Origin of the sequence: Amycolatopsis sp. NPDC005232 (assembly GCF_040607795.1) — a bacterium.
Lineage (GTDB): Bacteria > Actinomycetota > Actinomycetes > Mycobacteriales > Pseudonocardiaceae > Amycolatopsis.
In genome coordinates, this window is sequence record NZ_JBEXHL010000009.1 from 255,167 (window position 1) to 270,739 (window position 15,573).

The window sequence follows — 15,573 nt, forward strand, 5'->3', positions numbered from 1 at the left end:
GACCGCGACGGCGGTGCGCCCGGCTGTGACCCACGTGCCGCTGTCCACGGCGCCGTTGCCGGCGCTCGAGCCGGTGCTGCCGCCCTGGCCTGGCGTTGTCGAGGACGTGGGCGGTGTTTCGCTGAACGTACGCCGCACCCCTGGACCCGAAGGTACCGTCGCCGTCTACGTGCACGGGCTCGGCGGGTCGTCCAGCAATTGGACCGACCTCGCCGCGCTGCTCGCGCCCACCGCGAGCGGCCGCGCGATCGACCTGCCGGGCTTCGGCTTTTCAGAGCCCGCCCCCGGCTTCGACTTCAGTCTCGACGAGCACGCCGAGGTCGTCGCGCGCTACATCGAGGGCCTCGACGCGGGGCCGGTGCACCTGGTCGGCAACTCGATGGGTGGCGCGGTCGTGCTGCTCGTGGCCGCGGCGCGCCCCGAGCTGGTCCGCACGCTCACGCTGATCTCGCCGGCGATGCCCGACCGCCGCCCGGACCCGCGACGGCTGTCGGACCCGCTGATGGCGCTGGCGTACCTGCCGGTGGTGGGCGCGCGCGTGCGCCGCCGGCTGGCCTCGGCGACGGCCCGCGAACGCGCGGCGCAGGTCATCAAGCTGTGCTTCTACGACCTGGCGAAGTTCCCCGAACGCCGGCTCGACGAGCTGACCGAGGAGCACGGCGCCCGCGCGGCGCTGGCCTGGGCCGCGCCCGCGATGGCGCGCAGCACGTTCGGCATCTTCCGGCGTTGGAGCGCCGTCGGCGACGCGTCGCTGTGGTCCGTCGCGGCGCGGGTGAGCATTCCCACACTCGTCGTCTGGGGCCTTCACGACCGGGTGATCTCCGTGCGGCGCGCGCCCCGCACCGCGCGGCTGCTCCGACACGCCCGGCTGCTGGTCCTTCCCCGAACCGGGCACGTGGCTCAGATGGAACGCCCGAATGTCGTAGCGCGGGCGGTTCTGGGGTTGTGGGAGGCCGCCGAAAAGGGCATCTGGTAGTCCGAACGAGTGACAGATCATCTCTCGGTCATCAGCCAGTCGCCGAGAGCAGCACCGTTCGGATATGGCACCCTGGGGCGGTGGACCGGCCGAAGGACGCACGAGGAGACGACCGGCGAGCCTCGTACGCCGGTTCAGCCAGGCGTGCGACGTCGGCCTCGTCAAAGAATTCGTCGAGTAGTTCGTCAACCAGCTCCAGGAACTCACCGCTCACGGACACGGGCTCCCCGCGCGTCGGCCAGTTCCGGCCGTCGAAGCCGCCCGCCCAGCGCGTGGGCGAGGACCGCTACCGCCCCGGCTCCCGGCGCACCAGCGCGGAGCCGCTGAAGGCGTCGTGGCAGCCGAAGGGTGACGAGGAGAAGCCCGCAGCCCGCAGGCCGGCTGCGAAGAAGCGCGGCGTCGGCGGGTTCGTGAAGACCTACGGCTGGCGCGTGTACGCGCTGCCGATCCTGGTCGTCATCACCGCGCTCGTCGTGGTGAACACGGCCACCAGCCCGGCCGAGCCCGGTTCGACCACTACCGCGGGCACCGGCGAATCGGCGGTGGGCGACGCGGCGGCCGGCGCGATCGACGGCGGCCAGGCCATCCCCGAGAACCCCGCCAAGCCGGCGGACGTGAACGTGCCGACGGCCGAGCTGCCCACGGGCGGCAACTACACCGAGAGCGGCAAGGGCACCTGGCACGTCGTGCCGGGCTCCGGCCCGACGGTCGGCAAGAGCGGCAAGCTCTACACCTACACCGTCGAGGTCGAAGACGGCATCGACCCGTCCAGCTACGCCGGCGACGACAGCTTCGCCACGGCCGTGCAAGGCATCCTGTCCGACCCGCGCAGCTGGACGTGGAACGGCAAGATCCGGCTGCAGCGCGTGGACGCGAGCTACCCCGACCCGAGCTTCCGCGTGAGCCTCACCACGCCGAACACCACGCACCGCGCCGACGCGTGCGGGTTCCAGATCAAGTTCGAGGCCTCCTGCTACCGCCGCAGCATGGGCCGCGTGCTCATCAACCTCGCCCGCTGGGTGCGTGGTGCGAAGGCCTACGGCGCGGACATGACGGGCTACCGGCAGTACGCCATCAACCACGAGGTGGGCCACGCGCTCGGCAACATCCACGTCGGCTGTCCCGCGACCGGCGACCCGGCGCCCGTGATGATGCAGCAGTCGTTCGGCGTCGCCGACGACTATGTGGCGATGCTCAACAACATCCCCGGCGGCGACAAGGGCAAGGTGGCCTCCGACCACCACGTCTGCGTGCCCAACGCCTGGCCGAACCCGACGCCGCCCGCGTAGAACCGGTCCCGCCGTACAAAGCAACCCTCGTCCCACGATCCGGACGCCGGGAAGCCCACCTTGCCTGTGGGCGTTGTGGATACTGGGATTGACTACGCGATCCACGCGAGTATGGAGGACCCGATGTCAGACACGGCACTGCCGCCGCTCGTTGAGCCGGCTGCGGAGCTCACGAAGGAAGAGGTGGCCCGGTACAGCCGCCACCTCATCATCCCGGACGTCGGGGTGACCGGGCAGAAGCGGCTGAAGAACGCGAAGGTCCTGGTCATCGGTGCCGGCGGCCTCGGCAGCCCCGCGCTGCTGTACCTCGCCGCGGCGGGTGTCGGCACGCTCGGCATCATCGACTTCGACGTGGTCGACGAGTCGAACCTGCAGCGCCAGGTCATCCACGGGGTGTCCGACGTGGGCAAGCTCAAGGCCGCGTCGGCGCAGGAGTCGATCGCCGAGATCAACCCGCTGGTCAAGGTGTACCTGCACGTCGAGCGGCTGGAGTCGGCGAACGCGCTCGAGATCTTCGAGCAGTACGACCTGATCCTCGACGGCACCGACAACTTCGCCACGCGCTACCTGGTCAACGACGCCGCCGTGCTGCTGGGCAAGCCGTACGTGTGGGGCTCGATCTTCCGCTTCGAAGGCCAGGTCAGCGTCTTCTGGGAAGACGCGCCCAACGGCAAGGGCCTGAACTACCGCGACCTCTACCCGGAGCCGCCGCCTCCGGGCATGGTCCCCTCGTGCGCCGAGGGCGGTGTGCTGGGCGTGCTGTGCGCGTCCATCGGCTCGATCATGGTGACCGAGGCGATCAAGCTCATCACCGGCATCGGTGAGCCCCTGCTCGGGCGGCTCATCAGCTACGACGCGCTGGAGATGAAGTACCGCGAGGTCAAGATCCGCAAGGATCCGGAGACCCCGAAGATCACCGAGCTGATCGACTACGAAGCCTTCTGCGGTGTGGTGTCCGACGAGGCCGCGCAGGCCGCTTCGGGCAGCACGATCACGCCGGCGGAGCTCAAGGCCAAGTTCGACAACGGCGACGACTTCGCCCTCATCGACGTCCGCGAGCCCGGCGAGTACGAGATCGTGAACATCAAGGGCGCGACGCTGATCCCGAAGGACCGCATCCTCTCGGGCGAGGCGCTGGCCGAGCTGCCGCAGGACAAGCCGATCGTGCTGCACTGCAAGTCGGGTGCGCGTTCGGCGGAGGCGCTGGCCGCTCTGCACGCGGCCGGGTTCAAGGACGCCACGCACCTCGGTGGCGGCATCCTGTCCTGGGCCAAGCAGATCGACCCGAGCCTGCCCACCTACTGACGGTTTCCACCCACGATGGCCTTCCCGGTTCGCCGGGGAGGCCATCGTGGCGTTTTGGGCGCGTGGCGCCGGGTGTGTCTGAAATATGAAAGCGGTCCGTGACCAGCGCGTCTTCTCGTTCGTGGCGCGCACAGGCGGGTACCTTCGGTTCTCGTGCGGTCCACTCTCGAACGGCCACCCGAGCGGGTGTGCGCGGCCTTCGGCGGCGACATCGGCCTCGTTTCGGCGTTGCCGGACTCGACGGCCTGGCGCTGCGGCGAGCTGGTGCTGAAGCCGGTTTCCGATCGCTCGCGCACGCTGTGGACCGCCCGCGCGCTGGAGCACGCCGACGACCCGGGCCTGCGGATCGCGAAGCCGGTGCGCGCGAGCGACGGCCGCTGGATCGTCGGCGACTGGTCGGCTTGGCGCTACGTCTCGGGCACGGCCGAGAACCACGTCGACGGCGCCATGCTCGCCGCCGTGAAGCTCCACCGCGCCACGGCCGACCTGCCGCGGCCCGATTTCCTGTCCGCGCGCGACGACCTCGACGCGGTGGCCGACCGCATTGCGTGGGAAGAGCTCGACCGTCCGCTCGACGAGGCCAAGGGCGGCCGCTGGTTCGAGGTGCTCGCGCCGTCTCGCCGGCCGATCAAGCTGCCGTTGCAGGTCGCGCACGGCGAGCTGCTCGCGGGCGTGCTCTTCGACGGTGACGCGGCGCCCGGCATCGTCGACTTCGTGCCGTATTACCGGCCGGGCGAGTGGGGCGCGGCGATCGTGGCCGTCGATGCCCTGGCGTGGGGCGGCGCCACCGGCGAGCTGCTCGACCGCTGGGCTCACCTGCCGGAGTGGCCGCAGCTGCTGCTTCGCGCGGTGCTGTTCCGCTTGGCGGCCAACGCGTTGAACCCGCGTTCGACGGGCGCGGCGCTCGACGGTCTGCGCGCGGCGGCGCGTGAGGTCAGCGCGATCCTCTGAGTTTTTCCGACCTCACCGTGAGGTCGCGGAAAGTGGCGAGTGATGTCAACTGCCTGAAACAATCAGGCATCTCCAGGTAACACGGCGTGCTTAGCGTCGGGGCCATCGCCGACCCCGAGGAGCGCCCGTGCCGCACGTCGACACGCATTGCCCCTACTGCGCACTGCAGTGCGGGATGCGCTTGGCCGGCACGCGCGTCACTCCGCGCGACTTCCCGGTCAACGCGGGTGGCCTGTGCCAGAAGGGCTGGACGTCCGGGGAGCTCCTGCGTTCCGGCGATCGGCTGACCACACCGCTGGTCCGGCGTGACGGTGAGCTGACGCCGGTGAGCTGGGCCGAGGCGCTGGACCTCGTGGCGGCGAAGCTGGGTGAGCTGCGGTCGTCGCACGGGCCCGACTCCGTCGCGGTGTTCGGCGGCGGTGGGCTGACCAACGAAAAGGCTTACCTGCTGGGGAAGTTCGCGCGGGTCGCGCTGGGGACGTCGCAGATCGACTACAACGGCCGGTTCTGCATGTCGTCTGCCGCGGCGGCGGGGCTGAAGGCGTTCGGGGCCGATCGCGGGTTGCCGTTCCCCGTCACGGATCTGGCCGAAGCGGACGTGGTGCTGCTGGCCGGGGCGAACCCGGCGGAGACGATGCCGCCGTTCGTGCAGCACCTGCGAGGTGCCGAGCTGATCGTGATCGACCCGCGGCGCACGCCGACGGCCGAGCTCGCGACCCTGCACCTCGCGCCGGCACCGGGGACGGATCTGGCTTTGGCGTTGGGAATCCTGCACGCGGTGGTCGCCGAGGGGCAGCTCGACAAGTCCTATGTGGATCTTCGGACGGCCGGGTTCGACGAGGCCTGGCGCCTCGCCGCTGCGTGGTGGCCGGAGCGGGCCGAGCGCGTGACCGGGGTTGCGGCGGCCGATCAACGCCGAGCTGCCGAGATGTTGGGTGAGGCGCACAACGCGTACGTGCTGACTGCGCGGGGCACCGAGCAGCACGCGACAGGGACGGCGAACGTCAGCGGGTGGATCAACCTGGCACTGGCGTTGGGGCTGCCCGGTCGCGTCGGGTCCGGGTTCGGCTGCCTCACCGGTCAGGGCAACGGCCAGGGCGGGCGCGAGCACGGGCAGAAGGCTGACCAGCTGCCGGGGTACCGGAAGATCGACGACCCGGCCGCGCGCGAGCACGTCGCCGGAGTGTGGGGTGTCACGCCGGAAAGCCTGCCGGGTCCGGGGCGTTCGGCGACGGAGTTGCTCGAGGCGCTGGGGCAGGAGGGCGGGCCGAAGGCGTTGCTGGTGTTCGGCAGCAACGTCGTGGTGTCGGCGCCGCGGTCGCGCCGCGTCCAAGATCGACTGTCCGCTTTGGACCTCCTCGTGGTCGCCGACTTCGTGCTGTCGGAGACGGCCGAGCGCGCTGACGTCGTGCTGCCCGTGACGCAGTGGGCCGAGGAAGACGGCACGCTCACCAACCTCGAAGGCCGGATCCTGCTGCGCCGCAAGGCCGTCGACGCGCCGGTGGGCGTCCGGTCCGACCTCGACGTGCTGCGGGAGCTCGCGACCCGGCTCGGCCAGCCCGCCGAGCGGTTCCCGGTGGACGCCCCGGCTGTCTTCGAGGAGCTGCGTGCGGCGTCCAAGGGCGGCACGGCGGACTACTCCGGCGTCACCTATGACCGGCTGCGCTCCGGTGAGGCGTTGCACTGGCCGGTGCCTTCCGCGGAGCACCCCGGAACCCCGCGGATGTTCCTCGATCGCTTCGCTCACCCGGACGGCCGGGCTCGGTTCGCCGCCGTCGACCACACCGGGCCCGCGGAGCTTCCCGACGCCGAGTTTCCCTTGCAGGCCACCACGGGCCGGGTGCTCCAGCATTACCAGTCCGGCGCCCAGACGCGCCGGATCCCGGAGCTGGTGGACGTCGTGCCCGAGGTGTTCGTGGAGGTCCACCCCGACACCGCCGCCCGCGCGGGCCTCGCCGAGGGGGAGCGGGCGCTGGTCCGTTCGCGACGCGGGGAGACGGTCGCCCGGGTGCGGTGCGTCGCCTCGCTGCGGCCCGACCTGGTGTTCCTGCCGTTCCACTTTCCGGGCGAGGGGCGCGCGAACCTCCTGACGAACCCGGCGCTCGACCCGGTGAGCCGCATGCCGGAGTTCAAGGTGTGCGCGGTCGCACTGTCCAGAGTGGATGCCGGGGTGGACGCATGAGCGCCCGGCACGTGGTCGTGGCCGGCTACGGCATGGCCGGCGCCCGGCTGGCCGACGAGCTCCGGCGCCGGGACCCGTCGGCGGAGCGGGTACGGCTGACGATCGTCGGTGCAGAGCCGCATCCCGCGTACAACCGGGTGCTGCTGTCGTCCGTGCTCGCGGGCGGGCTGAGCGCGGCGACGGTGCGGCTGCACGACGAGCACTGGGCGGCTCGGGCCTGCGTCGACCTGCGGCTGGCCACGTCCGTGACCGGGGTCGACCGCGCGAACCGTCGGGTGGAGACCACCGACGGCCCGCTGGAGTACGACGCGCTCGTGCTCGCCACCGGCGCCACGCCGTGGCTCCCGCCGGTCGAAGGGCTAGAGCCGGGGCCGGGCGTCGCGATGTTCCGGACCCTCGACGACTGCACCCGAATCCTCGACGCCGCCCGGCCCGGTGCTCCCGTCGTGGTGCTCGGCGGCGGGCTGCTCGGCCTCGAAGCCGCACGGGGCCTGGCCGGGCGGGGCGCGAACGTGACCGTGGTGCACCCGCACGGCCACCCGATGGAACGCCAGCTCGACGCCGGTGCCGGCCGCGTGCTCGCGCGGCGGCTCGCCGAGCTGGGCGTGACCTTCCGCTTCGACGCGACGGCCGCGCGCCACCTGCCCGGCGACGGCGTGAAGCTCGACGACGGCAGTTTCGTCCCGGCCGACCTCGTGGTGGTCGCCGCCGGTGTCCGCCCGGACACGGCGCTGGCCGAGGCCGCCGGGCTCGCGGTGGACCGCGGCGTGCTCGTCGACGACCTGCTGCGCACCAGCGACGGCCGCATTCACGCTCTCGGTGACTGCGCGCGCCACGCACACGCACCGGCCGGGCTCGTGCAACCCGCGTGGGAGCAGGCGGCCGTGCTCGCGGACCTCCTCACCGGCGCCGACACCGCGGCGCGCTACCGAGGCACGAGCGTGGTCACGCGGCTGAAGGCTCGAGGTGTCGACTTGACCGCGCTCGGCGAGACGCACGCGAGTGACGACGCCGACGTGCTCACGATCGACGACCCTTCCGGCGGCCGCTACGGCAAGCTCGTGGTCCGCGACAACCGCGTGACCGGCGCGATCCTGCTCGGCCTGCCCGACGCCGCGGCCACCGTCACGCAGTTCCACGACCGCGGCATCCCGCTGCCCGAAGACCGGCTCGCCGTGCTGCTCGGCCGCGCGCTGCCCGCGGGCGCGCCGGCCGCCGCGAGCCCCGCCGACCTGCCGGCGTCGGCGCTGATCTGCCGGTGCAACGCCGTGACCAAGGGCCGGCTCGTCGACGCGTGGCGCGGAGGCGCCACCGACGTCGCCGCGCTCGCCCGCACCACCCGCGCCACCACCGGCTGCGGCGGCTGCCACGACACCGTGTCGGCCGTCGCGGGCTGGTTGGCGGCGCAGTGAGCACCCGACTCTCTCTTGCCAAGGAGGACGCCGTGAAGAATCGCTGGATCGAGCACTGGACACCCGAGGACGAGACCTTCTGGGAGACGACCGGGAAGCGGATCGCCCGCCGCAACCTGTGGTTCTCCGTGTTCGCCGAACACATCGGTTTCTCGATCTGGACACTGTGGTCGGTTGTCGTGCTGTTCATGGGCCCCGCGTACGGATTCTCGGCGGCGGACAAGTTCCTGCTGGTGTCCACGCCGACGCTCGTGGGCGCGATCATGCGGCTGCCTTACACGTTCGCGGTGGCGAAGTTCGGCGGTCGCAATTGGACGATCTTCAGCGCGGCATTGCTGCTGGTGCCGACGGTGCTGACGGCGATCGTGCTGCACCCCGGAACGTCGCTCGGCACGTTCGTGCTGATGGCCGCGCTGGGCGGCGTCGGCGGCGGGAACTTCGCGTCGTCGATGACGAACATCAACACGTTCTACCCGGAGCGGTACAAGGGCTGGGCGCTCGGCCTCAACGCAGGCGGCGGAAACTTGGGTGTCGCCGTGATCCAGCTGGTCGGCTTGCTGGTGATCGGCACAGTGGGTGCGACCGCGCCGCGGCTGGTGCTGTTCATCTACCTGCCGCTGATCGTGATCGCGGCTTTGTGCGCGGCGCTGTTCATGGACAACCTCGCCACGGTCCGCGGTGACACCAAAGCCATGCGTGAGGTCGTCCGATATGGACACACGTGGGTGATGTCGCTGCTGTACGTCGGCACGTTCGGGTCGTTCATCGGCTACAGCTTCGCGTTCGGGCTGGTGCTGCAGAACCAGTTCGGCCGCACGCCGTTGCAGGCGGCGGCGGTGACGTTCCTCGGGCCGCTTCTCGGTTCGCTGGCACGGCCGCTGGGTGGCCGGCTGTCCGACCGGCTCGGCGGCGGCCGGGTCACGTTCGCGACGTTCGGCTTGATGGCGCTCGCCACGGTGGTGCTGGTGCTGGCTTCGTCGGCGAACTCGCTGGGGTTGTTCACGGTCGCGTTCATCGTCCTCTTCGTCCTGACGGGCATCGGCAACGGTTCGACGTACAAGATGATCCCCGCGATCTTCCAGGTGAAGGCGCGCGCGGCCATCGACCTCGGTGGTGACGAGGCCGCGGAACTGCTCAAGGCCCGTCGCCTGTCGGGTGCGTTGATCGGGCTCGCGGGGGCGATCGGAGCGTTGGGCGGGTTGTTCATCAACCTCGCGTTCCGGCAGTCGTTCGCCGACGCGCACAGCGGGATTCCGGCGTTCGTCGGCTTCCTGGTGTTCTACGCGGTGTGCGTGGGCGTGACGTGGGTGGTGTACCTGCGCAAACCCGCGGTGCGGACGCAGGTCGTGCTGGCCGGGGCGGAGGTCTGATGAGGACACTCGTGGTGGCCGGGCACGGCATGGTCGCGCACCGGCTCGTGGAGGCGCTGCGCGCGGCGGACACGGCCGGCGAGTGGCGGGTCGTGGTGCTGGCGGAAGAGAACCGGCCCGCGTACGACCGGGTGGCACTGACGTCTTATGTGGACACGTGGGATCCGGCCGCGCTGGCCCTGCCGGGTGCGGACTACGCGGACGATTCCCTTGTGGATCTTCGCCTCGGTGACGCCGTGGTGGCGGTGGACCGGGAAGCTCGCACGGTGACGACCTCGGCCGGTCGCGTGCAGGAGTACGACGCTCTGGTGCTGGCCACGGGCTCGCGGCCGTTCGTGCCGCCGGTGCCGGGGCGAGAGCTGCCGGGTGTGTTCGTTTACCGGACGATCGACGACCTGGATGCCATCCGGGTGGCTGCCTCGAAGCCGGGCCGTGGGCGACGGTCCGCGGTGGTGATCGGCGGCGGGCTGCTCGGACTGGAGGCCGCGAAGGCGTTGCGGGACATGGGCTTGTCGCCGCACGTCGTGGAGATGGCGCCTCGGTTGATGCCGTTGCAGGTCGACGAGGGTGGTGGCGCGCTGCTGCGGCGGCTCATCCAGCAGCTCGACGTGACTGTCCACACGGGAACCTCGACGGACGCCCTCGAGGCTGACGGGTCAAGGCTGTTGGCCAAGCTCGGCAACGGTACGGAGCTGGACGTCGACCTCGTGGTGTTCTCCGCGGGTGTCCGCCCACGCGACGACTTGGCGCGTGAGTGTGGCCTGGCCGTGGGCGAACGCGGTGGGGTGCTGGTCGACGCCGAGTGCCGCACCAGCGATCCGGCCGTGTTCGCGATCGGTGAGTGCGCGGCCGTCGAGGGACGGGTGTACGGGATCGTCGCCCCGGGGTACGCGATGGCGGAGGTCGTCGCGGCGCGGCTCACCGGGGGAGCGGCGTCGTTCCCGGAGCCGGACACGGCCACGAAGCTGAAGCTGATGGGTGTCGACGTCGCCAGCTTCGGCGACGCGCACGCGGCAACCGAGGGCGCGCTGGAAGTCGCGGTGAACGACGCCGTGGCCGGGACGTACAAGAAGCTCGTGGTCACCGACGACGGCCGGACGCTGCTCGGCGGCGTGCTCGTGGGCGACGCGGCCGAGTACCACACGCTGCGGGCGCTGGTCGGCCGTCCGTTGCCCGCGGAGCCGGGTGCGCTGCTCGCCCCGGCCGGTGGCGGCGCGGCGGTCGGAGTGGAGGCGTTGCCGGACGAGGCGCAGATCTGTTCGTGCAACGGTGTTTCCAAGGGTGCGCTGACGCGGGCCATCCACGAGGACGGCTGCGACTCGGTCGGCAAGCTCAAGGCGTGCACGCGAGCGGGCACGTCGTGCGGCTCGTGTGTGCCGATGTTGGCGAAGTTGCTGAACGCGTGCGGAGTCGAACAGTCGACGGCGCTTTGCGAACATTTCGCGCAGTCGCGGGCGGAGCTGTTCGAGATCGTGCGGGCCACGCGCATCACCACGTTCAGCGAGCTGGTCAGCCGCTACGGCACGGGTTCGGGCTGCGCGGTGTGCAAGCCGGCCGTCGCGTCGATCCTGGCGACGCTCGGCAACGGCCACATCCTCGGCGGTGAACAAGCGACGCTGCAGGACACGAACGACAAGTTCCTCGCCAACCTGCAGCGCAACGGCAGCTACTCCGTGGTCCCGCGCATCCCCGGTGGCGAGATCACGCCGGAGAAGCTGATGGTGATCGCGCAGGTCGCGAAGGACTTCGGGCTGTACACGAAGATCACCGGTGGCCAGCGGATCGACCTGCTGGGCGCGACGGTGGACCAGCTGCCGGAGATCTGGCGGCGGCTGGTGGACGCGGGGTTCGAGTCCGGGCACGCGTACGGCAAGGCGCTGCGGACGGTGAAGTCGTGTGTCGGGTCGACCTGGTGCCGCTACGGCGTGCAGGACAGCGTCGGCCTCGCGATCGAGCTGGAACTGCGCTACCGCGGGTTGCGTTCGCCGCACAAGATCAAGTCCGGCGTCTCCGGCTGCGCGCGGGAATGCGCGGAGGCGCGCGGCAAGGACTTCGGTGTGATCGCGACCGAGCACGGCTGGAACCTCTACCTGGGCGGCAACGGCGGCGCCACTCCGCGCCACGCGCAGCTGTTCTTGTCCGATGTGGACACCCCGACGTTGATCCGCACGATCGACCGGTTCCTCATGTTCTACATCCGCACAGCCGACCGGCTGCAGCGCACGGCACCGTGGCTGGAGGAGCTCGACGGCGGCCTGGAGCACCTGCGCGCGGTGATCGTGGACGACAGCCTCGACATCTGCGAGGACCTCGACGCCGCGATGGCCAAGCACGTCACGGACTACGAAGACGAGTGGCGGGGCGTGCTGGAGGATCCGGAGAAGCTGGCGCGGTTCAGCTCGTTCGTGAACGCGCCGGGCACGCCGGACCCGTCGATCTCATTCCGGCCGGAGCGCCTCCAACGGGTTCCGGTACTGCTGGGCGTTCCGGAGGTGCGGCGATGACGACATCGATCGAACGGACCTGGACGGCGGTGTGCGCGGTCTCGCGGGTGGGTGACTGCTCCGGCGTGGCGGCGCTGGTGGAGGGCGAGCAGGTGGCCGTGTTCCACGTCGGCTCGCAGTGGTTCGCTCTGTCCAACTGGGATCCGTGCAGTGCAGCGGCGGTGCTGTCGCGCGGGATCGTGGGCGACGCCGGGGGTGAGCCCGTGGTCACGTCCCCGGTCTACAAGGAACGGTTCTCGCTCCACACCGGACAGTGTCTGGACGCGCCGGGTGTTTCCGTGCCGGTCTATCGCGTGCGCGTGCGGGAAGGGATCGTCGAGGTGGGCTCCCCGTGACGGACGTGCTCCCGCTGGCCGGTTTCGTCGCCGGCATCACCGCGGCGCGCCGGGCGGACGAGCTCGGCGCGCTGCTGGTGCGCAAGGGGGCTGCCGTTCGGTACGGCCCGGCCATCCGGATCGTCCCGCTAGCCGACGACACGGAGCTGCACGCGGCCACCGTGCGGCTGCTGGGGTCCACCGTGGATGTAGTGGTCGCCACCACCGGAATCGGCTTCCGCGGCTGGGTGGAGGCCGCCGAGGGCTGGGACCTCGGCGACGCGCTGCTGGCCCACCTCGCCCGCGCCCGCCTCGTCGCCCGTGGCCCGAAAGCCACGGGCGCTCTGCGGGCCGCGGGCTTGTCGGAGGACTATTCCCCACCGTCGGAAAGCAACGCGGGTGTGCTGCAGCACCTGCTGGCGTCCGGTGTGGACGGTTTGACGATCGCCGTCCAGCTCCACGGCGAGCCCCTGCCGTTCTTCACCGAGGCCCTGCGCGCGGCGGGTGCGTCGGTGATCGAGATCCCCGTTTACCGCTGGGTCGGCCCGGCCGACCCGGGCCCGCTCGACCGCCTGGTGGACGCCGTGCTCGACGGCACCGTCGACGCCCTGCCCTTCACGTCCGCGCCGGCCGCCGCGTCGACGCTCGCCCTGGCCCGCCGCACCGGCCGCCTGCCGGCTTTGGTCGACGCCCTGACGTCGCGCGTGGTCGTCGCCTGCGTCGGCCCCATCACGGCCGCACCCCTTGCGGCGCTGGGCATCCCCACCGTCCAGCCCGCTCGCTCCCGCCTCGGCGCCCTCGCCCGCATCGTCGCGGATGCGCTCCTGGTCCGCACCCCGTGCCTCTCCGTCGCCGGCCACGCGCTGGAACTGCGCGGCCACGCCGTCCTCCTCGACGGCGACTGGCACGACATCGCCCCCGCCCCCATGGCCTTGCTCCGCGCCCTGGCCCACTCACCCGGCCGCGTCGTCTCCCGCCGCGAGCTCACCACCTCCCTCCCGGGCGGGGGCGAGGAACACGCGGTGGAGACGGCGATCGGCCGCCTGCGCACCGCCCTCGGCGGCCCGGCTGTGATCCAGACCGTGGTGAAACGCGGCTACCGGCTGGCCGTCGACCGGTGAGGCCGCGCGGATACTGGAGCCATGCCGCAGCCGCACGAGACCGCGATCGCCCACCTGGCAACCCTCGCGACCGGTGGGCCCGCGGACCCGTCGTGGCGAGTGACCCTGCACTTCCACCCGGATCGGCTGGTCGCCGGGACACCGATTCTGGAACTGCTGGCTCGTGACGGGGTGTACCGGTCGCAGTTCGAGACCGGCACGGGCAATGGGGGCCTCACCGCGCACCCCGGCGGCGCCCGCTGGCTCTGGGAGAGCCGGATCTTCGCCGGGTCCTACGACGACGCACCGCCGGCGCAGCGGCCGAAGTACGGTTCGCTGAACTTCCGCCGACGCCGGATCGGTGGCTCACCGCGTTTCGGTTCGGCCCACCTGCGACTGGCCGGGCCGGTTCTGGCTCGCACCACGTTCTGCTACCCCGACAGCTTCTTCGAACCCCGGAGATTCGGCGTCGCGTCGAGCCTGTCGGCGCTGATCGCGGCAGCACTGGCGGACGACCCGGATCCGCTCGACGACTACGTCGAAGCGCACGTCCACGGTGTGCTCGATCTTCACGCCGACGTCGAAGCTGTGGTGCTGGACCCCTGCTACCGCGGCACTCCGATCGAGGCCGCTGCCGCCCGGTTGCCGTGCGCCGTCGAATGGCACGGCGGCTTTGTCCTGGCTACGAGCGAACTGCGTCGGCATCCGGAGTACCGAGGCTCGGAGTTCGTGCGGCTCGGGGAATCGCTGGCCCGCGACGGCCGCCTCGATCCCTGTGTTCTCGGCGACGCGTCGCGCGCCGGCCGGCACGACGAGCAGGCGCTCAAGCGGGTCTGGCACTACGTGGCGAGGTTCGGCTCCGCTGAGCTTCGAGGATGAGCACGCACCGGACTGTCCGAAAAGGACGAAACCTGGTCAGGCGCGGCTACCGGCCGGCCGTCGACCGGTGAAGTCCGGCAGTACCAGCGCACTGTGCTCCGGCCGGCCAGGGCCGACGGGCAGCGTCGTGAGTTCGCGCAGGCCGGCGTTGCGTTCGGCGAGGGCTTCGGGCGTGGCGGGGAACATGGTGGCGTTGCCGACGGTGACGAGGGCCTGGTTTGCCTCGACGAACGGGCGCGCGGTCTGTTCGTAGGCGGCGAACGCCGCGGTGTGGTCGGCGTGCGTGGCCAATTCGCCCGCCAGCACGTAGGCGCCGACGAGCGCGGTGCTGGAACCCTGGCCCGTGAGGAACGACGGCGCGTGCGCGGCGTCGCCGACGAGGGCGACGCGGCCGGAGGACCAGCGCGGCAGGTGGATCTGGCTGACGATGTCGAAGAACAGGTCGTCGGCCGTGCGCATGGCCGCGACGAGGCGCGGGATTTCCCAGCCGTCTCCGGCGAACACCTCGGCGATGAGGTCGCGCTGCGCGGCCGGGTTGCGGAAGGCGTCGAAGGGCGGCTCGGGGCGGGTGAAGTTGAGGAAGCCGAAGATGGTGTCGCTGTCGCCCACGGCGTAGAGGGCGGCGCCGCGGCCCGGGGTGGACCAGAGGACGCCTTCGTGGGCCAGGCCGAAGTCGTTGTGCATCGTGAAGCCGGCGAAGCAGTAGCCGAGGTAGCGGTGGAACTGCTCCTCCGGGCCGAACGCCAGCGCGCGGACGCCCGAGTGCAGGCCGTCGGCGCCGATGACCAGGTCGAACGTGCGGCGCCGGCCGCTGCGGAAGGTCACGTCGACGGCGTCGCCGCGGTCGTCGAGGGCGGCGAGGCTGTCGTTGAAGAGGAACTCGACGTCGTCGCGGATGGTGCTGTAGAGCGACTCGGCGAGGTCGCCCCGGCGGACCTCCAGGTCGCGGCCCTCGACACCGCCGGCGATGGCGTCGGGGCTGAGCGACGCGACCGTGCTGCCGTCTTCGTTGAGGAAGGTGAGCCTGCGGCTGTCGACGTGGGCTTCGCGCAGCCGTGGCATCAGGCCCATGCGCTCGACCACGCCGAGGGCGGTGCCGCGGATGTCGATGGGGTAGCCGCCGCCGCGCAGGGCCTCGGCCTTCTCGACGACGGTGACGTCGAAGCCGTATTCACGCAGCCAGTAGGCCAGTGCGGGGCCGGCGATGCTGGCGCCGGAGATCAGAACGGTGGTCATGGTGTCTCCTCGATAGCTAAGTTAGGTATGCTTCTCGCGAGCGCAACGGGCCTTG

12 protein-coding genes are annotated in these 15,573 nt (G+C 71.3%); 11 read left to right on the plus strand and 1 reads right to left on the minus strand.

Features of this window, described 5'->3' with window-relative positions:
- Positions 1 to 55: 55 nt before the first annotated feature.
- From ABZU76_RS19930 to ABZU76_RS19980, 11 genes are all read left to right on the plus strand, one after another.
- Entirely contained in the window at positions 56 to 976 is a 921-nt protein-coding gene (locus ABZU76_RS19930; protein WP_354871601.1) for an alpha/beta fold hydrolase, read from the plus strand.
- A gap of 80 nt (positions 977 to 1,056) precedes the next feature.
- Positions 1,057 to 2,265, plus strand: a complete 1,209-nt coding sequence (locus tag ABZU76_RS19935) for a DUF3152 domain-containing protein (protein ID WP_354871448.1) — start codon at positions 1,057 to 1,059, stop codon at positions 2,263 to 2,265.
- Positions 2,266 to 2,388: 123 nt separating this feature from the next.
- The gene (gene moeZ, locus ABZU76_RS19940) at positions 2,389 to 3,570 is read left to right on the plus strand and encodes an adenylyltransferase/sulfurtransferase MoeZ (RefSeq protein WP_220246455.1); all 1,182 of its coding nucleotides are present in this window, start codon (positions 2,389 to 2,391) and stop codon (positions 3,568 to 3,570) included.
- Between the two features lie 153 nt (positions 3,571 to 3,723).
- Complete coding sequence (locus ABZU76_RS19945) at positions 3,724 to 4,521, plus strand: TIGR02569 family protein (protein ID WP_354871450.1); 798 nt, start codon at positions 3,724 to 3,726, stop codon at positions 4,519 to 4,521.
- Between the two features lie 127 nt (positions 4,522 to 4,648).
- Positions 4,649 to 6,703 (plus strand): molybdopterin oxidoreductase family protein, encoded by a 2,055-nt coding sequence (locus ABZU76_RS19950; RefSeq protein WP_354871453.1) that lies wholly within the window; start codon positions 4,649 to 4,651, stop codon positions 6,701 to 6,703.
- Complete coding sequence (locus ABZU76_RS19955; RefSeq protein ID WP_354871455.1) at positions 6,700 to 8,115, plus strand: FAD-dependent oxidoreductase; 1,416 nt, start codon at positions 6,700 to 6,702, stop codon at positions 8,113 to 8,115. Before ABZU76_RS19950 ends, ABZU76_RS19955 begins: the two co-directional genes overlap by 4 nt.
- 32 nt (positions 8,116 to 8,147) lie before the next feature.
- Positions 8,148 to 9,485 (plus strand): nitrate/nitrite transporter, encoded by a 1,338-nt coding sequence (locus tag ABZU76_RS19960; RefSeq protein WP_354871458.1) that lies wholly within the window; start codon positions 8,148 to 8,150, stop codon positions 9,483 to 9,485.
- Entirely contained in the window at positions 9,485 to 11,989 is a 2,505-nt protein-coding gene (nirB, locus tag ABZU76_RS19965) for a nitrite reductase large subunit NirB (protein ID WP_354871461.1), read from the plus strand. The genes ABZU76_RS19960 and nirB overlap by 1 nt, the downstream gene beginning before the upstream one ends.
- A complete protein-coding gene (gene nirD, locus ABZU76_RS19970; RefSeq protein ID WP_220246461.1) occupies positions 11,986 to 12,324 on the plus strand; it encodes a nitrite reductase small subunit NirD in 339 nt (112 codons plus the stop codon). The genes nirB and nirD overlap by 4 nt, the downstream gene beginning before the upstream one ends.
- Positions 12,321 to 13,424, plus strand: a complete 1,104-nt coding sequence (locus tag ABZU76_RS19975) for a uroporphyrinogen-III synthase (protein WP_354871464.1) — start codon at positions 12,321 to 12,323, stop codon at positions 13,422 to 13,424. Before nirD ends, ABZU76_RS19975 begins: the two co-directional genes overlap by 4 nt.
- Before the next feature lie 21 nt (positions 13,425 to 13,445).
- Positions 13,446 to 14,282: a DUF3626 domain-containing protein gene (locus ABZU76_RS19980; RefSeq protein WP_354871466.1), complete on the plus strand. Its 837-nt coding sequence runs from the start codon at positions 13,446 to 13,448 to the stop codon at positions 14,280 to 14,282.
- A 36-nt stretch (positions 14,283 to 14,318) separates the two neighbouring features.
- On the opposite strand, the gene ABZU76_RS19985 is transcribed toward ABZU76_RS19980, so the two are convergent.
- Positions 14,319 to 15,518, minus strand: coding sequence for an FAD-dependent monooxygenase (locus tag ABZU76_RS19985; RefSeq protein WP_354871469.1), 1,200 nt, complete (start codon positions 15,516 to 15,518; stop codon positions 14,319 to 14,321).
- Positions 15,519 to 15,573 lie beyond the last annotated feature (55 nt).